This is a genomic window from Marinomonas vaga, assembly GCF_055388305.1.
Genome location: NZ_AP043903.1, coordinates 2681075 through 2702789 on the forward strand (window position 1 = coordinate 2681075; position 21715 = coordinate 2702789).

Here is a 21715-nt window from a genome sequence, read left to right on the forward strand (position 1 = left end):
TAGATAACTTTCTTATCGAGACGCTACTGTTTTAATTTAAGACAAGGATAGAAAAACTATGGCTCATAGCCTAAAACAATTCCAAACTCAGACTGCCCGCCCTTTACCTGTAATTGTAATGGCTGATACCAGTGGAAGCATGTCCGTTAATGGAAAAATTGAAGCGCTTAATTCTGCGCTGAAAGACATGATTAGTACATTTTCTGGTGAAAGTCGTTTGCGTGCCGAGTTGCAGGTTTCCTTAATAACATTTGGTGGTAACGCAGAAGTTCACCTTCCTCTTATAGCTGCTCATAAAATAGAGTCTTTCGAGCCTTTACCTGCAATGGGGGGGACTCCGATGGGCGCAGCTTTTGAATTGGTATCAAAACTAATTGAAGATATCGATAAAATTCCTTCTCGTGCCTATAAACCAGTGATTATTTTAGTATCTGATGGTCATCCTACAGATGATATTAAAGCTCCATTTGAACAATTACTGAGCGGAGAGCGCTCAAGTAAAGCAACCCGTTTTGCTATGGGCATTGGTGCTGATGCAGATATTTCATTATTAAACGATTTTGCTAATGACATTGAAGCACCAGTTTTCAAAGCAGAAAATGCACGGGATATTCATCGCTTCTTTAAGGCTGTCACTATGAGTGTAACTACGAGAAGTCGTTCAACCACGCCGAATCAAGTTACCCCTCTAGTGATTCCAGCGACTTCTGTCAGCTTGGAAAACGAAGATGATGAATACGAAGAGCTAGACTTCTGATGAAACTGGCTGCAACCGGTAGCTCAGTAATCGGCCCGGCTCACCTCTTCGAACACATTCCTAACCAGGATGCCGTGCTCGTGCGCGGCATCCAAAAGGGCTGGTGTATTTCTGTTGCCGACGGACTGGGCAGTCGACCACTGAGCTACATAGGCTCCCGTTACTGCGTCCAGAGTGTTCAACGCTCGCTAGAGCTGCAGGCTGGTTTCAATTCAACACCGTTGCAGATCAGCCAACAGATACAGCAATTCTGGCTAAGCCACTTTGGCGATAGTCACTCAGCGTTTGAGACCACTTGCCTCTGGGCCTCTGTCACTCCAGCTGGAAGTGGCATGGCCGCCCAGGTGGGGGATGGATTACTGCTTATCAAGAGCCAGGGGCAGCTCAGAGTGGTTACCTCCTTGAGAGATGGCTTTGGCAATCAGACACAAACACTCTCCAAGGCCAAAGATCATGACTGGACGAGCGTTGAGTTCACTCTGGCCCAGCCTGGTGACGGCGTACTGCTGATGACTGATGGCATATCAGATGACTTGATTCCAGAGCACCTGGAAGGTTTTTTTGATGCGATTTTTCAGCAGTTAAAGCGCAGTAACAAACGCCGCTGCAAACGCTGGCTGACCAAAGAGCTGAACGAATGGACCACCCCAAGACACGGGGATGACAAAAGCATTGCAGGCATATTCAGGACTGAATAGATCATGAGTAACCCAGGCAGTAAAAAGAAGAAGCTACCGCCACTGGAAGATGTGCGGGGCATGAAGTACGAGCTCAAAGAAAAACTGGCTGAAGGCGGTCAGGGTGTGGTTTTCACCACCGACCGGCCTCAAGTACTCATCAAAGGCTTCACAAATAAAGATGAGACTGCGAAGAAGAAATGGCGCGGCCATATTGAATGGCTGATACGACAGGACATCGCCGATCTGAAACTGGCGCGGCCTTTGACATTGATGAAAGAGCCGCGCATGGCCTACGCCATGGAGTTGATGGATGGTCTGGTCCCATTAAAATCCATCCTTGATAGCTTTATCCAGGCCAATGATAACGCAACGGAAGAGAACCCGGCCCCTCATATTCAGAACTATCTGGATCAGGGCGGCTTACGTCGTCGCATTCGTATCCTTTGCCAACTGGCCCGGACTCTTAACCAACTGCATAGCCGTGGCATGCTGTACGGTGATATTTCTCCCGATAATATCTTTGTTTCAGACGACCCGAACCATGCCGAAACCTGGCTGATTGACTGCGACAACATCAGCTATGAATCCCACTCGAGTTTAACCGTACATACGCCGGATTACGGTGCCCCGGAAGTCGTTCGTGGCGAGGCCATGCTATCCAGCCTGACAGACTGCTGGAGCTTTGCAGTCATTGCTTATCAGTTGCTCACCCATAACCATCCGTTAAAGGGCGAAATGATCAACGACGGCGAACCCGAGATAGAAGACGAAGCGCTTCGTGGTAAGCATCCCTGGATCAATGATCCAGACAACCCGGATAACGAGTGCTTCACCAATCTGCCGATTCAACTGATCGACAACAGCAAACTGCCGGAGTTATTCCAACAAACCTTCGGCGTAGGTAAAGAAACCCCGTTGTCACGCCCATCCATGGCGGAATGGCTGGAAGCATTGACAGAAGTCGATGAGCACTTGTTTAAGTGCAAGGAGTGCAACGGCCAAACGATACTGCCTTCTGACACTGAGTGTATGGATGACGTCTGCTGTTTCTTCTGTGACTCACCGGTCGACCCGAAACTGGTATTGTTCGAGGAGTTCATCAGGGTTTCAGAAACCGAAAAGCAGGATAAATACCCGGAGCTGGATGGTAACCAGATTGCCACAGGAAGGAGGGTTTGCCTGCAACCCGGTGACCAGAAAGAACTGAAACGCCTGATGCCGTCTTTCAGTTACGACAGAGTTCCCAGCGACCATATTCAGATTGAATATTCAGAAACGAAGCTGGTTATCACGCCTGTTGATCCTCTACACATTTCCCGTGGTGACGACAACATGAAAGAGTTCAGAAAAAAGATCCCTCTGAAATCAGAAACCCGTGGAAAGAACCAGGAGCCTTACTGCATTCACCTGGACAGCCCGGCAGAAACCCACGTTTTTTGGCAATTTCGGTGGTGATTTATGCAATTACATGAATTCCCTTATTTTGCCAGTGATCTGATTAATCTGCGCTCAAGCGAAGACCTTTCCGGGCTTCGGGAAAACCAGCCTGTCAGCCTGATGCCCTACAACGATGGCTGGATGCTCCAACAGGAGATGGAACATATTCAGGTATCCTGCTCCGCTCAGGACTGGCCATTTTTAACCAGCCTGACACTGCGCGATCAGACTCGCTGGATGCTGGCCCAAGTAGAAAAAAACACATTGCAGTTGCAGTATCTGGCACCCGTCGAGGTCACTGCACTGGATCTGCAATTGGGTGTCGACGGCCTGATCTCCGATGATTTGTTCACCAAACAGGAAATCAAAGAAAACGACATTGAATTGGCGGGTCAGTGGCTGCAAGAGCACTTTGTGGTAACAAGCCAGTCTCCCGAGGCGACTGAAGAACACTGGCTGGCCATAGCCCGCTTCAGCAACTCTGGTTCAGGAAAGGGTTTCCAACTGCTGGGCAAAGGCTGGCGTGCTGACGTAGAAGCCGAAAAAGACGGGCGTCATTTGATCCGTCGTATTACCCGACATCCTCGTCGCGATAATGGCTTTTCTCTGCTCTCGGGCAGTTTCTCTTTTCAGGATGCTAGCGCTACAGCTGCATTGAATAGCGCAACCCACAAAGCAACTCTGGACGCAGCCCTGCGAGACAACGGCAGCTATCTGGAGCTCTGGAATCTGTACAACGACAAGGAGTGGGCCATTGCCCTGAAACAGGCAGAGACCCTGAAAGCGTTACGCTTTACCCATGCAGAAGCCTTTGAAGATGGTCGTACCAACCGCTGGCGGATCTGGCCCAAGTCCAGTGATGCATTCAAAGAGTTCCAGGAACGCTGGCGATCACTCGACATTGGAAAATCCGAGCAAGTGGATTTATCACATCAAGCCCCCGATTGGGCTGAAGAGCTGAGAACCGAAAATAAAGCCGAACCGCAGCAAGAAAATGCTCGTGGTGAAATACGGTTTGAAGAGGATCATCTGGTATTTACACCGGCATTAGACCGCAAAAAAGATATTCCCCGCTTTGACCTGCCACAAAAGTTAGCCGATAAAAACGACAAGCCCAAAGACGGCTGGCTTTATCTCTCCCTAGCGGGTCAGTGCACCATTGCCAAGCGTCGTATGATTGCGCGCCAGGCGATCGATTCTGGCAAACGCATGCCGCAACTCAAATCGTTACTGGAAGGTGTATCGATCCCTTCGGATCGTCGCCGCAAAATCCAAGGGCTGACGTCCTACGCCAAAGAAACGTTCAAGGGTGGCAAGCCTACCGACAAGCAACTGCTTGCCCTGGAAACCGCTCTGAACACACCGGATGTCGCGATCATTATTGGCCCACCTGGCACAGGGAAAACCCAGGTAATCGCCGCGCTTCAACGCCGACTGGCAGAAGAGTTTGAGGAACAAAACCTCAGCGGTCAGGTGCTGGTCAGCAGCTTTCAACACGATGCTGTCGATAACGCCTTGGATCGAAGCCAGGTCTTTAACCTGCCCGCAACACGAGTTGGTGGTAAAAAAGGCAGTGCCGAAGAAGAAAGCGGTTTTGGTCGCTGGGTCGATGCTCAGGCTCAATACCTGAATGAGCAAATTGACCAGCAATACCAACAACAGCCGTTGCTAAAGCAACTGGATGAACTCAACGCCAATCTGGCGCTGTTGCGGGTAAGCCAGTATTCACCTGCTCAATATGTCAGGCAACTGAGCCTGCTACTTAAGCAGCTACAGCAACTGGAGCAGCATCGAGTCAGATTGCCATCCCGGCTGATCAGTGAATTTGAAGACTATGTTGCAGAGCAAAAAAGAAAAGCCCCAAAAACCAGCAATATCGAACATAACCAAAACACGCTGCGGTTTATCCGAGGGTTGCGAATTACGCCCACCAGCTTTGCTGATGATGGATCGTTGCGTGCCGATGACCTGTTGCGAGAACTGAAGCGTCAGCTCTACCGCTTCCAGCACGAAGACCAAGCGGTACTGGAGCAAGCTGCTCAAACTCAACAGGCAGACGACGGCTTACTGAAATTACTCGAAGATTTGCAAAACCGATTACTAGATCAGCATCTGCCCGACTACCGCCCACCGGAGCTGAAACAGTCTCTGGATGACGCTGGGCTAAAGCTGATCGACCAGATCGAAAGCGCTCTTGATCAACAGATGCAGCAACACAAACAAGGCGTTGCCTGGGCGTTACAGGAACTGGCGAACAGTATCGAAACAGATCGCCAGGCCGCGCTGACGACAACAGAAGAATACGCCATGGTCGTCGGCGCAACCTGCCAGCAGGCCGCAGGCAACAAGATGGCAAGCTTGAAGTCCGTGGCTGGGCTGGACAGCTCAGAAATCGACTTTGATACCGTCGTTATCGACGAAGCCGCTCGCGCCAATCCTCTGGACCTGTTCATCCCTATGTCTATGGCGAAGCGCCGAATCATTCTGGTCGGGGATGATCGCCAGCTTCCACATATGCTGGAACCTGATATCGAGGGCCAGCTTCAGGAAGAGCACCAGCTGACAGAACAGCAACTCGAGGCTTATCGCACCAGCATGTTCGAGCGTATGCGTTCCTTACTGAGCAAACTGCAGCAACAGGATGAAACCAAGCGTGTGGTGATGCTCGATACGCAGTTCCGTATGCATCCGATACTGGGGGATTTTGTCAGCCAGCAGTTCTACGAATCCATTGGTATGGACAAGGTGAAATCCGGTCGCCCGGAAAGTTACTTTGCCTTTAAGCCCGAGTTTCTGAAAGCCCTTGGCAATCGCAAATCCAGCTACGAGAACAAGGTTTGCCAATGGATTGATGTACCAGCATCAGAGGGTAAATCGACCAAACGAGGCACCAGCCGGATTCGCGAGGCAGAAGCCGAGCGAATTGCTGAAGAAGTGAAGGTGTTATTTGAAGCCGCAGGAAACAATCTCTCAATTGGTGTGATTACCTTCTATGCTCCCCAGCGCGAGCTGATCATGGAAAAGCTCGCTCGTACCCGTATCAACGACATACCTTTGATGAAAAAAGTGAATGGCCAATATGAGCCTTCAGCGGAGTTTGCAACGACATCCAAAGGCGAGGAAGGACTGCGCGTTGGTTCCGTCGATGCCTTCCAGGGCAAAGAATTCGACGTTGTACTGCTCTCCTGTGTACGCACCTGGCACAAACCCAAACCAGCAAAACATCCCAATAATAACGAATCAGAGAAGTCGGCAGAGGAAAGCCACGAAACCCAACTCAACCGTATGTTTGGCTTCCTGCGCTTGCCTAACCGTATGAACGTGGCCATGAGCCGTCAACGTCAGATGCTGATCTGTGTGGGCGACGCTCAATTAGCCACCAATCCGGATGCCGAAGAAGGTGTTCCTGCTCTGCAGGCCTTCTATCAACTGTGTGGAGGTGATCATGGCAGCCTTCGTTGATTCCTCAACCTACCTGAAATATGGGCGTCGTCCGCCCGGCAAGCACGATAAAGTGCAAGCCGTGTTATGGCCAGTTATGGTTCACCGAGTGCTGTACCCAGAGGTAAAACAGCCCACGATGAACCTGTTTCAGAAAGCCGTGCTGCGCCTGATTCGGGCCAAAAACCACGACGCCGAAGACATTGCACAGCTGACTGGCCTACACACCAACTTGATCAAGCTGATTCAGGCTCAGCTAGTAAGTCGTGGCTGGATTAATGATCAAGCAACCGAACTTACTGATAACGGCATCAAAGCCATCACTGAGGAAGACAATCAAAGTGAGCAGCTGGCCAGCGGTTATTTGTTTCAGGATGCCGTTACCGGCAAACTATGGCCACGGATTGATAACAAACTCAAGGTGATGGAAGCCAGTAATCCCCAATCCAAATACCCCGAATTTGTTCAGGATCGTAAGACCGGATATACCCTGAAACCCTTTAAGCCAGCTCCCCCAAAATCAGACTGCTCACAGCCAGATACCAAAGGCGCACTGAATGCCTGGCAGGATTACCGGGCTGATTACCGGGCAGCCAAACAGCTACATTCCGGTAGCGGTATTCCAAAGCAGATCAAATTATCAGGTATCCGTTTTCAAACTGAACAACCGGAGTCTGCCTGGATTCTGGTTTGGGTGACCCCCAGCCATGATTCAAATCTTTGGAGCATCAAAGACCCATTCGATATTCGCGACGAAGCCTGGTGGCTGAAGGATACCCTTCCCCAATTGCTGGAAAACAATAACCACCTGCTTAAACAGCTCGCGAAGCTGATTGGGCAAGCCGAGCCAGATACACAAACAGTCGCCGAATGGCTACAGAGCTTGAAGGAGCAATCTCAGTTGCATGTTCTAGTGAACTATCCATGGGCACAAAAAGAACCAGACATTGCTGCGGCCATTGCGGTGCTGCTCACCCGTAAAGAAACACTCGAGCAAGGCCAGGATCACAAAAATGACCTGGAAACGGCGGTTACCGAGAGCCAGAAACTGCTGGAGGTTTTGATGCAATGGTTGATCAAAACCTTTCCTGCCAACACAGGCTCATTACCTAAGCAGAGTAAAAACAATCACGAGCTGAATAAAAAGCTCCTGACCGCATTGGCCTTGCCTGCTTTTACCGATCAGGTAATCGAGCCTTTGTCACGACAAAGCCTGAAGGTGGCCATCAGTACCTTACGAACACCATCCAGCTCTTTAAAAGGCCTGGTATTCGCCGCTGCCTTAGGTTCACTCGGCCACGACAATCACCCGTTTAAACAGCTCACCAACCAACGGCTACAACTTCGCAAACTGCTCGATCTGGCGGATTTACGCAATCAGACCAGCCATGGTAATAGCCGTTATACCGGCAAACAGTACACAGAAATAACACTGGAAATTGCGCAGCAACATATCGACTACGCGCTGCAATTTACCGAACACTTCAAGGAATGGATTAATGGCTAAGAAACAAAATCGTCCAACCCCTCCGCCACAGGGAAGTACAGCAGCAGCCCTGAAGCCAACGCCTGCTATGAACCTCGAAAAACAGGTGCCCATGTGGACGGCATCTTTTGAGAGCGCCAGCAAGATCTATCAAAGCACCAATAACTCACTGAACATTAATGTTGATCAGCAATATCTGAAAGCGCTGATCAACGCCATTCCCGCCGATAAGGCAAATGAGTTCGGAAAATGGATTCAAAGGTTTGCGGACGTCTGCAAGGAGATTGGCAGGTACCAGCAAAACCTGGAGCAGGAATACAGTGCTCGCTGGGATACCTGCAATCAAAAATGGCAAGAAGCCGAAAGCAAAGAACGCGAGCAAGCAAAGCTCTCTCAGGAACTTGCTGATGCCCAAGCTGAGTTTTCAGAACAACAAGAAGAACTTCAACAACAACAAACCCTACAAGCCAAACTACAAGGTGAATTGACCAAACGCGAGCGAGAAATCAGTGCACGCGAATTAAATGCTGAAGCCGATTTTGAACAGCAAAACCGTAAGGCGTTGGAAAAGCTGAAGCAGCAGCATCAAGATGAAAAAGCGACTTTTAAGACGGCTCTTGCAGAGCTGCAAAAACAGAAATACGAATTGGAACTGGCGATTCAGAAGGCCCAAATAGAACTGACGGCGGCAGAACAAGAACGTAAACGAGCCTTGGATGAACGTGACTTACAGCTGGAGCAAAGTAGCGTTCAACTTGCAACTGAACAGGCCAAATTTGCCAAAGAAAAAGCCTTGCTTGAAAACGCCAGGCAAGCGCTGAAACAGGATAAACAGACCTACAAACTGGATCTGGACCTTGGCAACGAATTTACCCAACAACGTATCGAAAACGACCGACAGCAAATTGAGTTCACACTGTCTGTTGAACGTCAAAAAATCGATGCCGAATGGGAGGATCTTCGTCAAGCCAAAGAAAACCTTGATGCATTGGTAGACGAAGCTATGGAGCGTGAGCGCGAGTCACACTCAATTGCGCTGGACAAGCTAAACGCCAAGTTAGATGACAACTGGGGAAAAATCGACGACCTTAAAGACCAGCTATCCAGCTTTAGAGATCTGGAAAACGCGCTTGGCTCCCAAACAGCAGAAGAGTTTTTGCAGCAGCTGGACAACCTGAAAGATCAAAATCGCCAGTTAGAACGTCAGCTGAATGAATCCGACACTGCCGAACTGCAAGAAACCAACGAGTTCCTGCGTAGTCGTGTGTCTGATCTGGAAACAGAACTTTCCCAGCTGCGCCCCCAGCTCTTACAAGCGCAAACAGAAGCGGCTCATAAACGAATTGCAGCAACCGAGCTTTACAGTAAAGAGCAGGAAAACCGACTTCTGACCCAGCATAAAAATACCTTGCAGGTTCATATCGATGACCTTGAAAGCCGTATCAGCCAGCTGACCGATGCTCACAAGACCCAGACACCATTCCCAGCAATGTCTGGTATGGATACTGGCAAGGATTTCCAGGCCACTATGGAATTGGAAGATATCCCGGATCTGTCCACCTTTGCCGAAGAGCTCCAACACCGCATTGCCCTGGCCGAGCGTGTAAAACTCTACTATCCAATCGAGGATATCCGCACACTGCTCGGTGGCCTGGCCATGAGTCAGTTACACGTATTCCAGGGCATCAGTGGCACAGGTAAAACCAGCCTAGCCAAGGCTTTCGCCAAAGCTATGGGCGGTTTCTGTACCGATATTGCTGTTCAGGCTGGTTGGCGCGATCGTGATGATCTGCTGGGTCATTACAACGCCTTTGAGCGCAAGTTTTACGAAAAGGACTGCCTGCAAGCCCTGTATCAGGCGCAGACTCCACGCTGGAGTGATACCTGCAACGTGATTCTGCTCGATGAGATGAACCTTTCACGTCCGGAACAGTATTTCTCTGAGTTTTTATCAGCACTGGAGAAAAACGACCGCAAGGAACGATTAATCAGTCTGGCCGAAACCGCGCTGCCCAATGCGCCTAAAGGATTGAAAGAAGGCCGCCAGATTTTGGTGCCAAGTAACGTCTGGTTTATCGGCACCGCCAACCACGACGAAACCACCAACGAGCTAGCCGACAAGACCTACGACCGCGCCCATGTGATGACGCTGCCGAAGCAGGACAATCGATTCAAAATCACCAAGTACGATTCAGCAAGCTTTTCATTCACATCCTTACAGAGAGCTTTTCAACAAGCTAGCCAACAGCACACGCCGCAAGTGCAAGAGCTTCTCAAGCAATTGGCAGATCACGACATCACCACTCAACTTGCTGAGACCTTTGACCTTGGCTGGGGCAACCGTTTTGAGCGTCAGGCCAAGCGCTTTATTCCAGTCATGCTGGCCTGTGGAGCCACAGAAGGTGAAGCACTCGACCACCTGCTGTCTACCCGAGTGATGCGTAATGGCAAGGTGACTGGCCGCTACGATGTTACCGCCGAGGATGTGGGTAAGCTCAGCGATGCATTGCAGGATTTCTGGAGCAAAACCGACCTTAAGGGCGATCCAGACAAGTCCCTGCAACTGCTGGAAACAGACCGTCAACGCAAGGAGCGCGGTGGCTAATGTGGTTTGATCGATTCACCAATACCAAATGCTTCGATCTGCCAATGCAGATCGATTCCGGGCGTTATGTCTGGGAAGGAAAGCATGCCGAGTGTCTGAACGGGCACTCCGATATTTATCCAGGGGAGATACTGGTCAGCGATGGCTCAGAGCGCTGCAGCCTGAATCAGACAAACCATCAGTTTTTGATGCCAGACAAAAACCGACAGCAGGACATCAGCCTGTTTGAAAACGCTATTGCCACCATTGGCAGACAACTGGAGCATGATAGCAAACTAATGTCCCCCATGCTGCCTTCTGCAGTCGTTGATGCTGATTCTCACCTGTTGCCATTGGAAAAAAAACTGCAGATTATTCTTGAAAAAGGCCACCTGCATCAGATATCTCATCGGCCTCGTTTGGATATTCGCTATGAAGAAGAAATCACCGATGTAGCCCGCGCCAAACGACTGGCCAAAGGTGCGCTGGTACACCTAGCATCCCACTCAGAGTGCTGGCAACGCCAAACCCTGAGTGGCGTCGTTCCCAAAAAAGTAAAAGCCCGTTTTAGTGAAGATGACTTCCACATCTACGAGAACCGGGTGTATGCACGCCTGCTAGATAAGCTTGATACTCATTTAACCCAGCGTATCCGCACTGTTGAGCAACTGAACGACACACTGGACAAGGCACTCAGGTTTTACGACAACCGTGATATTCACCATCGTTTGTCCTACAAAGTATGTGATCTTTGGGGACAAACTTTTGATGAAGAAGCCACACTGGAAACACTGACGTTACTGGAAGAAACCCTTACCACGTTGCGGGCCATGCATCACAGCATTTGTAACCTCAAACAAAGCGGTCTGTATCTATTGATCAACCGTAACACGCAAATCGGTGGTGCACTACACCGTACCAACATCCTTAATCACGATGCTCACTATCGGTATTTATCAATACTTTGGGAAATGCTAAGTAAAAACCAACAGAGATTAAAGAGTTCACCTGCAGAACAATTTGTCCGTAACCAAGAGTTATCAGAATACTATTGTCGTTATGTTGGGCTCCATTTTCAGCATGCATTGAAACCCTATAGTGCTGAGGTTGAGTGTAAATATGAATCACAAGAGAAGGTGTTTGTTTGGGCTGGACGAGAGTTTAAGTTAACCAGAGAAGGTTTTGACTGGACATTAGTAGAAAATAGAGAGCAGGTTGATGTGCTGCGGATCAAAACATGGCTAGGTTTTCATGACCATAATTATGAAAAATCAAACTCGCTGATTGCCTTCTCATCAATAGACCAAGAGCTAAAGCCTTCTATTGATCGTGACAATGCAATACCTCTATCACCAATGGATTTGTACGGTGTAGAGAGGTTGGGGTGGTTTGTTGATCGCACCATGACCCAATTTTTAGTTGCAAACTACGGTGAGCCGATACAGAAACTCCCCCAGGAATTATTAGACTTTTTAAGTGCATCAAATAGTAAACATAAAAAGTCATTGAAGTTAACTGGAGATATTCCGCCAAGTTTATGTGTTCTTGAGGATGTTTCTAATGATTTTTCCTCAGCGTTGATAAAACTATTAAGAGAAAATAACGCTCATGAACAAGCTGATTCTTTAATATTACGAATAGAAGAGATTAAAGTACTGCAACAATGCCCAGTGTGTGATTCAAGAAATATACCACTAAAAAGCCAAGCTAATAGTACATTTAGTTTACATTGTGATAGCTGTAGAACTAATCGTTACTTGATAAAAAACCGCCTGGGTGAGAGAGATCTTCTACTTAAGGTAAATAATGAAGTCTCTGACTCATTCTCTTCATTGGGGAGGTGGTTTAGCGGTAGCAACTAGTTCTCCCAAAATAATTTACTCTACTTTATTAACAACGAGTTAGTTTTTTCAAAAATTTGTTATTCAAAGCTAGTTATAAAAATTCAATGTTGTATCACCTGCGCTCGTTGTTGAGCGAAGCTCATAAACTGGTGTAAACTCTGATAATTGGTATGCCTAGATTTGTGACCAATTTTTTTAAAAAAATTGGTCACAATCAGCAATGAGCAGTCTTTTCTATTTCGGTTTTAACCAATAAGTTATTTTATAAGTTGTTGATTTGTAATCTGATTTACTTGAAATTCCCCAAAGTGTTGGTTGAGATAAGTTAAAGTTCTTTTGATTTTTCGCCCTTACAAGGCGAATGTCGGGAGTTCGAACCTCTCCACACCCACCACTTTCTGGTCATTCTTCTCTTTTACTTTGAAAATCTAATTTTAAATAGATTCCTTATTGCCCTATTGTTCTTCTCGTTATTGGTAATTCTTCTTCGCTTTAGTGACCTTTTCTAAATAGTATCGAGATTCAGATCTTTGGTGGTCGTAGCGCAGCTTACGGTACACATCCGTGAAGGCATTTGTCATGAATATAGTGATATTTCTGAATATGGATGCAGGGGACTCAGTGAACGACTCATTTGTCCCAACGGGCAAATGGGCCGTTCACTAGTCAGTATTTAAAAAGGATAGTGCTGATTGGGGTCTTCAATGGTGATCCAGCGGATATCCGTAAATTCACTGATGCCCGCTTTACCGCCGAATCGACCATAACCAGAATCACCAACACCTCCGAAAGGCATGTGGGGTTCATCGGCAAGGGTCGAGCCATTAATATGGCAGATGCCGCTGTTTATCGCATTGGCGCATTTGATGGCTCGGTTGATGTCTTGTGAGAAGACCGCAGAGGATAAACCATACTCGCTGTCATTGGCGACACGAATGGCTTCTTCTTCATTGTCGACTCGAATAATGGACTTCACTGGGCCAAAGCTTTCCTCCCTATAGATTCGCATGGAGCTGTCGACACCATCTAATAACGTCGGGGCAAAGCAGGTGCCACGATTTTCGCCGCCACAGAGAAGCGTCGCTCCTTTGCTGGTAGCGTCCTGAATGAGCTCATGCATTTTTTCGGCGACGTCTGGGTTAACTAAAGACCCCAGCACGACCTGATCACGCGGGTCCCCCCAAGGTAATTTAGACGCTTTGCTTGCCATACGCTCAACGAATTCATCTGCAATCGAGCGTTCAACAATGACTCGTTCTGTGGACATACAGATTTGTCCCTGATTCATAAAGGCGCCAAAGACCGCGGCATTGACCGCCCCCTCTAGGTCCGCATCGGACAACACCACTAAGGGGGCTTTGCCACCCAGTTCCAGTAACGCTGGCTTCAGGTTTTCACCTGCTAAACGACCAATAATACGACCGACTGGACTGGAGCCAGTGAAGTTGACGTGTCGCACCTGAGGCGCTTCGATTAAGGCTTTGACGATCTCTGGGGCATCACTTGGATCATTTGAAATAAGATTCACAGTACCCGATGGGAAGCCGGCTTCTAAGAAACAATCAATGATAAGACGGTGCGTTAATGGGCAAAACTCAGAGCTTTTAAGAATGACGGTGTTGCCGCAGGCTAAGGGTGTTGCAATGGCGCGGGAGCCTAAAATGATTGGCGCATTCCAAGGTGCCATCGCCAGACAAACCCCTTTGGGAGTATTCACTGACATAGCCAGTGTGCCAGGTTTGTTGGAAGGGAGTACCTCGCCCCCCACGTGCGTGGTGAGCGCTGCCGCCTCCCGAATATGGCCTGCTGCAAGCATCACATTAAATTGCGCCCAGGGTTTGGTTGCACCTGTTTCCGTGATCATGGCTTGGATAAAGTCTGCTTGCTTGGTCTCCATAATGTCCGCAGCACGATTCAATAACGTGCGGCGCTCAGCAGGTAAACTTTTAGCCCAATGGCCAAAGGCAGATTGAGCGGCTTCGGTGACGGCTTTAATATCGTCTAGGGTTGCTGCGGCACAGGTAGAAGCAGTTTTACCTGTTACCGGGTCAGTGCGCTCATAGACGTTATGATTACTAGCGGAGCAATCCTGCCCCCCAATGCTTAATAGTACGGTCATGATTTTATGTCCTTTTTATTTTACAAGTTTAACGGTGACTGAGGCTTCAAGCCCTTCGTTACGATGAGGGTTTTTCCGAGTGGCGGCATAGGGTTTCCTTAGGTGAGGGCTTTGCTATTTGTGAGGTTGGAGAGGTCACTTGATAGCCAACGGGGATCAGCTGGATGCCGAGGCGTTGCTCGATGAAACCCCACAAGCCTTTTGGTAAAAATAGCGAGCACAACATAGCCACAGCTCCTAACCCAACCAGATACCAGACCCCTGTGGCTGCAAACCAAGTCTCTACGACGAAGAACAATAAGGCGCCTAAAATTGCCCCTTCAAAACGTCCAATGCCGCCCACCAACACCATAAAGATCATGTAGGCTGTCCACTGCACAGAGAAATAGGCTTTAGGTTGAAAAGTGGACGCTTGGGCCAGCCACAAGGCGCCCGCTAAAGCGGTGCCAAAGGCTGCAAATAGGAAGAACCAGCGTTTTACCTTTTCGGGATCGACGCCAATGGAATCCGCTGCTTCTTCGTTATCGCGGATGGCTTGCATGGCAATCCCTGCTCGGGAACGCAATAGGCAGAATAGCCCTAACAGCAGCCCCAGCATGCCAATTAATGCGGACCAGTAAATAAGCGTACGACGGGTTTCAATTGGGTATTGATTCAACGCGATCAGGGATATCCCGGTTTCCCCTTGAATCAGCGGATCAAGGTTCACTAATAAGTGACCAATGGACGCAAGTACCCACATGCCGATGGCAAACTCACCAGCTCGCAAGCGCAACATGAAGCGGGAGATAGGCCAACTTAACAGTCCTACAATAAGAGCGCTTAACACTAAGGCCACGAAGGGAGTAACGCCAAGGTCTGAAAGTCTAATGGTGGCATAGGCACCTAAGCCAAAAAACAGCTGTTGCCCAATGGAGATGAGTCCGCCAAAGCCAGCCAAGGTGTTCCACATGGCCGCGAGGGTAATATAAATAAAGAGCACAGTAAGGCGCTCAATGGCGTTATTAGAGACCCATAAGGGTAGGACTGTCATGAGTAGAGTGATGACCACGACACTCAAGATGACACCCCTAGAATACACATTTGAACGAGTCACCTTCATAGGACACCTCCTTTAGCAAAGCACTTACTGAGCCAGTGTTTAAACAGCAATGCATGATTGCCAAGATAAATACGTGCAAAGAGAAAGACGAGAAACACGAAATGGCCGCCTAATAAGAACCCTTGAGGGTGAATAAGCGCTCCAAGACTTTGCGCCATGGCAAGAATGATTCCGCCAATGAACACCCCCCATAGGGAGCTTGCGCCGCCAATGATGGTTGCTTCAAAGGCAAACAGTAATTGCGGCCCGCCAGCATAGGCGTCAAATGTCCCTCGTAACCCCAGCGCCGTACCGGATATGGCAACAGTCATCATGGCAATGGCAGCGGAGATGCCTGCTACTTTTCTGGCATCAATGCCCACCAAGCCCGCGGTATCTGGATCAAAAGCCGTGGCTCGGATTTGACGCCCCAGTGGCGTAAAGCGCAGAACAAGATCCAATCCGCCAATGACAACCACCGCCGTGAGCAAAACTATGATCGGTAGCTTGCCAATCCATAGTCCCATGATTTCATAGGATTCCCAGCTTAAATCACCCAAGTACGGGGAGAGGGAGCGGGTATTGGCACCAAATTGTTGGAACAACAAGTTATCGATCACAATGGCTAGGCCAAAGGTGGTCAGTACCGGGAGCAATTCGCCACCTTTTGCGGCGCGTTCAAGAATGATGCGCTGCAAAATCAGCCCGATGATAGCCATGATGGGCAGCACCATAAGTACTGAAATAAACGGCGATAAGCCTAATAGATCAGTGATCTCCCATACGATGTAGGCACTTAGTATCGCCAAGGAACCATGGGCCAAGTTAATAATGCGCATCACTTGAAACATAAAGGCTAATCCACAGGCGACCAGTGCATAGTAGCCCCCAAGCAGTATGGCTTGAATTAAGCTATTGATCATATGGCCTCCTGAGTCTGTGATGGATCGAGACCAAAATAGGCTTGAGTGATTTCATCACGGTTTGTTTCTGCGCAGGGTTTATCAAGCACTATGCGACCTTCGAGCATGCATACGGCGCGGTTTGAAAAAGCAATGGCGCGAGCTAGATCTTGCTCCACAAGCACAATGGTGGTTCCAGTCTGGCGAAGCTTTTCGATGGAGTCATAGACCTGATCGACCACTAATGGTGAAAGACCCAGGCTGACTTCATCTAAAATCAACAGCTCAGGGTTGGACATGAGGGCTCTGCCAATTGCTGTGGCTTGCTGCTCCCCACCAGAGAGATTGCCGGCTTTTGCGGTACGACGTTTGACCAAATTTGGGAAGGTCTCAAAGATGCGCTCAAGGGTCCATTCCCCGTCACGATTGGTGGTTTTTCCCAATAACAAGTTCTCTTCCACCGTCATGTCACTGAATAGGCGACGCCCTTCTGGAACCAGTGCTAAACCACGTTGAACCCGGTGACTGGCAGAACTTAAGGTGATATTTTCATCTTTAAAGGTGATGCGTCCCTGATGACAGGGAAGTGCCCCCGCGATGGCCCTAAGAAAGGTAGATTTTCCCGCACCATTCGCTCCAATGAGAGACACTGTTTCCCCTTTTATAATCGATAAAGACACACCCTGAACCGCTCTAAATTGACCATATCGAACATCCAAATCAGAGATATTAAGCATGCTGAGAACCTCCCATGTAGGCGCGCATCACCTCTTCGTTGGCCATAACGTGGCTGGGCAGGCCTTGGGCGAGTATCCGGCCGTTGTCCATACAGATGAGTGTTTTTGCCACCCGAAGCAGTATATGGACGATGTGCTCAATCCATACGATGCCAATCCCTCGGGCGCGCAGTGTGAGAATCGTGTCGACCAGTTGGAGCGCTTCGCCATCGGTTAAGCCGCCACCAATTTCATCCAAAAATAACAGGTTTGGTTGGGTGGCGAGCGCTCTGGCTAACTCCAAGCGTTTACGATCTAACAAGCCAATGCTGTCTGCTTCACGATTTGCAATGTGCATCATGCCGCACAGTTCCAGTGACTCTAAGGCGATGTCATAAGCTTCGCTACGGTTTGGGGTCGCAGAATGGATCGCGGCGACAAAGACGTTCTCAAACACACTAATACCCGAAAATGGTTTAGGGATTTGATGGGTCCTGACCAGCCCTTGTTTTGCTCTATGGCGGGCGGGCAGTTGGGTGATGTCTTGATCGTTAAGGTGGATTCGTCCTTTTGATGGTGGTTGAGCACCTGATAGCACACTCAAGAGTGTTGATTTTCCTGCACCATTGGGTCCAACGATGCCAATGGCATCGCTGGTATCCATGGTGAAATCAATCCCATTGAGCACTTGAACGTGCCCAAAGGACTTATGAATCCCCGTTGCTTTTAATTGTGAATAGGGCGTTTTTTGCACAATAGGGTCCTGTTAGCGGTTATAAGGTTGCAGGGTGTGAGACACTTCGACATTCGGATCGGTGACGTTTTCTGTTACCACATAGTCCAGCTTGTGTTTGCCGGTTCCCTTGATCCATTGGGTGCCGATAATAGGGCCAGAGGCAACGTTTGGAACGGGGCCTGAGGTGAAGTCCACTTTGCCGGCAATGGTGGTGACATTGAGACTTGCGATGGCATCACGAATGGCATCATGGGATTTGGGGTTGTTTGAGTGCTTAAGTGCTTCCGTCCCCGCATCCAAAAGGGATAGGGTGGCTCCCAACTGTTGCGTCCACTGTTCACCGGTTTCCGCTTCCCACATGTCCGTTAGCTGCTCACCGTTCAAGCCCGTAAGTGGCGAGGTGTAAGGGAAGGTTTTATGCCAATAGGCGGCAGATGCGATCTTAGGTCCAAGGGAACCCAGTACCTCGATGTCCGATGGGAATAATCCGGTCTTCGCGATTTGAATGATTTTGATTTGACGATGTAGTCCTTGTTGCGCTGCTTGACGCCAAAATGCTGCGAAATCTGGCGGAATAGGGAAGGAGTTAATGATATCGACCCCTTCGGCTTTAAACAGAGCGATTTGACTAGAGAAGTCAGATGTACCTGTTTCATAAGCGCCGGGATCAATGACTGTGTAACCCGCTTCGGCTATGCGTGGCGCTAATACGGCGCGGATCGCATTTCCGTCAGCATCATTGGGGTACATGACCCCCACTTTTTTATTGGTATCAAGCAAGGACCATTGGGACAAATAGGTCTGATAGAACTCGTTTGTGCCGAACCCAAAATGGTAGGTCCAGTTAAAGGGGCTAGGTTCTCCAGGCTTGGCGCCTCGGCCGTAGTACCAAGCTTCCCAAGGCATCACCGTGGATAGACAAGGAATCCCTGCTGCTTCGCTGGCATCAGCCACTGGGTTGATCACCTCAGGTGTCGAAATAGCAAGCATCAAATCTATGTCTTGGTTAATCAGCTCTTTGGCCAGTTGTGCAGCCCGAGCGGGATCAGATTGCGTATCCCGGTCTAGAATTTCCACCTGATAGTGCTTGCCATCGATTGTCAGACCCTTTGCGAGAGACTTGCGCGCTTGTTCCAAGACAAAACCATCTGTTTTACCGAAACTCGCGAGTGGGCCTGTTCTGGGGCTGATAAAGCCAATTCGAATGGTGTCCTCATCTGCGGCGACAATATTGGCTGACCACAACATGCCGGTTGCAGTTGCCGCGCAGAGCAAGGTTTTTCCCAAATTTTGGGCGAACGGGGCTATTAGACGTGCTTTCATAAGAACCTCTTGGCGTTATTTTTGTTTTAGAAATGTCTTAAACGGAGAGCTTTACGAGGGTGGAGCGCAAGTAATCCAACGAATTTCGGTGAATTCGTCGACACATGCATCGCTACCGAAACGGCCATAGCCGCTCGATTTGAGCCCGCCAAATGGCATGGCAGGATTATCTTTGACAGTGGTTGAGTTGATGTGACAAATGCCCGACTCAATCTGGTTGGCCAGTTGTCTAGCTAGGGTCAGGTCGCGGGTAAAAATCGCAGCGGCTAAGCCATATTCGCAATTGTTCGCAACCGTAATGGCTTCTTCTGGTGAATCTACTCGATAGATTCCGGCGATGGGGCCAAAGCATTCCTCTGAGTAGATACGCATCATGGGGGTCACGTGATCCAATAAAGTGGCATCGATGAATTGTCCTCGACGGGGCGTGCCAGAGACTAGGGTTGCTCCTTTATCCAGTGCATCTTCGATCAGAGCGGACAGTCTTGAAGCAATGGAGGGGCTTGCGACAGGTCCTAATTTTACCCCTTCGTGTCGTGGGTCACCGGCGATCAATGTTTCTGCCAAGTGTTTTAAAATACCAATAAATTCATCGGCTACTGCTTGCTCAACAATGATCCGATCCGTTGCCATACAAATTTGACCTTGATTTAAAAAGGCTCCATAGATGGCTTCTTTTGCCGCCAGTTGAAGGTCCGCATCCTTGAGTACGATGAGTGGTGACTTCCCCCCAAGCTCAAGCAAGCACCGCTTGAGGTGCTGTGCGCCCAACCCCGCAATCACGCGGCCAATTCGTGTGGAGCCAGTAAAGTTGATACGACGTATGGAAGGGTGCGCAATCAGGGTCGCAACCACTTCTTCGGAATGCTCTGGCGCATTGGTCATGATGGACAGAACACCATTCGGTAACTCCGCTTCTTGCATGACTTCGGCGATCAATGAATGGGTGGCAGGCGACAGTTCGGATGCTTTTAAAATGACGCTGTTACCAAACGCCAGCGGAAAGGCAATGGCTCTTACCGCTAATACAATAGGGGCGTTCCAAGGGGCAATAGCCAAGCAAACTCCCGCTGGGTGACGGGTGATAAAAGAGTGTTCGTTCTCGTTGTCGTTGGGTGCGGTTGGGTATTTGAGGGCTAGATCCACAGCGGCTTCTAATGCTTCTGTGGCCACTCTGATGTTGAAGTCGACCCATTGTTCCACGGCGCCAATTTCTCGGAGCATGAGGGTGGCAAAGCGATCCCGGTAGCTTGGTATGAGGTCTTTCGCTCGGCGTAGAATTTTGGCTCGCTCTGTGACTGGCATAGCCGACCATTTTGGAAAGCTCGCAGAGGCGACGGCTGCCATGTGTTCGGCATCGTCTCGGCGTCCGCAGGCAGCCCTTGAAGCCACTAAATCCGTGCTTGGATCAAGTCGTTCAAAGTAGCCTCCTGCACTGGCAGGAGTGAACTGTCCATTGATAAACAGATCCACTTTAGGCGCGTCATTTAGGTCGATATTGGTGTATGCCATGTTCAAGTTTTCACCCTGATTATTATTAAATTTATTGTCAACGAGCTGAGTGATTTCTTACAGGTTAACAGCAATTATTGTTCTCGATATGTCAAAAAATGGTTTAATGTTGTTGATTTCTGGTTTTTGAGTCGAAAATAACCCAAAAGGTATCCGAATGCTGGCAAATATCATTGGTTCGATGGTGCGTTTTGAGTCCATTAAGTCGAGTCTACAAACTCGTACCTTTAGTACTGGGCAAGACAGTTTTAGGGATTTTAACCTTATGGGCTGGGTGCAATGGGGGGAGGTGTCTGTCGTCATGGATGAGACCCATCAGGTAACTGAATCCTCCATTTTCTGTATTCCCCATAAAAAATCCGCCAAGGTCGTTGTGCCGCCGGGCAGTCAAATTTGGATACTGGGATACAGTGATGATCTGACCGCATTGGTGACAGGAGCAGATCATGACAGCGTAAAGTTGGATGTGCTCATGCGCCAGTTTTCTATCACTCAATGCAACAAGCAGAGTATTACAGAGGAGTTTTTGCCTCTGTTGCGTTTGATTGAAGTGGAAATTGCCACGGCGAATAAGCGCTCTCGAAATGTGATCTGTTCATTAATACGGGTGTTGCTGATTTGCATTTATCGTTTGAGTAATATGGATACAAAACCCATTGTGCGTTCTCCTGATGAGCTGGTATTGCAGCAGTTTCGCCAGTTAGTGGAAGTGGAGTACCGCAATCGTCGGACGGTCTCATTCTATTGTGAAGCTATGGCGATGACCTATGATCGCCTCCATGCTATTTGCCAACGAAACCTACAAAAATCGCCTTTGCAGCTCATCAATCATCGCATCTTGATGGAAGCCACTCTTCGATTAAAAAAGTCTTCTGACTCGATTCAAGTGATTGCTAATCGACTGGGTTTTTCCAACGCGAGTCAATTCAGTCATTTTTTTAAAAAAGAGATGGGACATTCTCCCAGTCATTTTAAGCGTCACTATGCGGTCAAAACCACTGAACAAAATGAGCTGTCAGAAGCAGGATTTTCTGATTGGCCATAATCCAATAGGAGACTGGTAACTAAAAAAACGCCCGAATGAATGACTCATTCGG

15 protein-coding genes are annotated in these 21715 nt (G+C 48.9%); 8 read left to right on the top strand and 7 right to left on the bottom strand.

What is annotated here, in order from left to right:
* The first annotated feature begins 58 nt into the window (after positions 1–58).
* The 7 genes from ACZ5DR_RS12600 to ACZ5DR_RS12630 all read left to right on the top strand — a co-directional run bounded on the left by ACZ5DR_RS12600 (position 59) and on the right by ACZ5DR_RS12630 (position 12247).
* A complete protein-coding gene (locus ACZ5DR_RS12600) occupies positions 59–757 on the top strand; it encodes a vWA domain-containing protein (protein ID WP_377369848.1) in 699 nt (232 codons plus the stop codon).
* An 80-nt stretch (positions 758–837) separates the two neighbouring features.
* Positions 838–1455, top strand: coding sequence for a protein phosphatase 2C domain-containing protein (locus ACZ5DR_RS12605; protein WP_464543628.1), 618 nt, complete (start codon positions 838–840; stop codon positions 1453–1455).
* Between the two features lie 3 nt (positions 1456–1458).
* Positions 1459–2892: a protein kinase domain-containing protein gene (locus tag ACZ5DR_RS12610; RefSeq protein WP_377369852.1), complete on the top strand. Its 1434-nt coding sequence runs from the start codon at positions 1459–1461 to the stop codon at positions 2890–2892.
* 3 nt (positions 2893–2895) lie between these two features.
* Positions 2896–6336: a DEAD/DEAH box helicase gene (locus tag ACZ5DR_RS12615; protein WP_377369854.1), complete on the top strand. Its 3441-nt coding sequence runs from the start codon at positions 2896–2898 to the stop codon at positions 6334–6336.
* The gene (locus ACZ5DR_RS12620) at positions 6320–7822 is read left to right on the top strand and encodes a hypothetical protein (protein WP_377369856.1); all 1503 of its coding nucleotides are present in this window, start codon (positions 6320–6322) and stop codon (positions 7820–7822) included. Before ACZ5DR_RS12615 ends, ACZ5DR_RS12620 begins: the two co-directional genes overlap by 17 nt.
* Positions 7815–10406, top strand: a complete 2592-nt coding sequence (locus ACZ5DR_RS12625) for an AAA family ATPase (RefSeq protein ID WP_377369858.1) — start codon at positions 7815–7817, stop codon at positions 10404–10406. The genes ACZ5DR_RS12620 and ACZ5DR_RS12625 overlap by 8 nt, the downstream gene beginning before the upstream one ends.
* Entirely contained in the window at positions 10406–12247 is a 1842-nt protein-coding gene (locus ACZ5DR_RS12630; protein ID WP_377369860.1) for a hypothetical protein, read from the top strand. The genes ACZ5DR_RS12625 and ACZ5DR_RS12630 overlap by 1 nt, the downstream gene beginning before the upstream one ends.
* 655 nt (positions 12248–12902) lie before the next feature.
* Here ACZ5DR_RS12630 and ACZ5DR_RS12635 read toward each other — a convergent pair.
* From ACZ5DR_RS12635 to ACZ5DR_RS12665, 7 genes are read right to left on the bottom strand one after another with little or no spacing between them, the layout of a single operon-like run.
* Positions 12903–14348 (bottom strand): aldehyde dehydrogenase, encoded by a 1446-nt coding sequence (locus tag ACZ5DR_RS12635; RefSeq protein ID WP_377369862.1) that lies wholly within the window; start codon positions 14346–14348, stop codon positions 12903–12905.
* Positions 14349–14406: 58 nt separating this feature from the next.
* Complete coding sequence (locus ACZ5DR_RS12640; RefSeq protein ID WP_377369864.1) at positions 14407–15450, bottom strand: branched-chain amino acid ABC transporter permease; 1044 nt, start codon at positions 15448–15450, stop codon at positions 14407–14409.
* Positions 15447–16352, bottom strand: a complete 906-nt coding sequence (locus tag ACZ5DR_RS12645; protein WP_377369866.1) for a branched-chain amino acid ABC transporter permease — start codon at positions 16350–16352, stop codon at positions 15447–15449. The genes ACZ5DR_RS12640 and ACZ5DR_RS12645 overlap by 4 nt, the downstream gene beginning before the upstream one ends.
* A complete protein-coding gene (locus ACZ5DR_RS12650; RefSeq protein WP_377369868.1) occupies positions 16349–17068 on the bottom strand; it encodes an ABC transporter ATP-binding protein in 720 nt (239 codons plus the stop codon). Before ACZ5DR_RS12650 ends, ACZ5DR_RS12645 begins: the two co-directional genes overlap by 4 nt.
* Entirely contained in the window at positions 17061–17801 is a 741-nt protein-coding gene (locus tag ACZ5DR_RS12655; protein WP_377369870.1) for an ABC transporter ATP-binding protein, read from the bottom strand. The genes ACZ5DR_RS12650 and ACZ5DR_RS12655 overlap by 8 nt, the downstream gene beginning before the upstream one ends.
* Positions 17802–17813: 12 nt before the next feature.
* Positions 17814–19106, bottom strand: coding sequence for an ABC transporter substrate-binding protein (locus ACZ5DR_RS12660; protein ID WP_377369872.1), 1293 nt, complete (start codon positions 19104–19106; stop codon positions 17814–17816).
* 51 nt (positions 19107–19157) lie between these two features.
* Positions 19158–20618: an aldehyde dehydrogenase gene (locus ACZ5DR_RS12665; RefSeq protein ID WP_377369873.1), complete on the bottom strand. Its 1461-nt coding sequence runs from the start codon at positions 20616–20618 to the stop codon at positions 19158–19160.
* Between the two features lie 157 nt (positions 20619–20775).
* Here ACZ5DR_RS12665 and ACZ5DR_RS12670 point away from each other — a divergent pair, with 157 nt between their 5' ends.
* Entirely contained in the window at positions 20776–21663 is an 888-nt protein-coding gene (locus tag ACZ5DR_RS12670) for a helix-turn-helix domain-containing protein (protein ID WP_377369875.1), read from the top strand.
* Positions 21664–21715 lie beyond the last annotated feature (52 nt).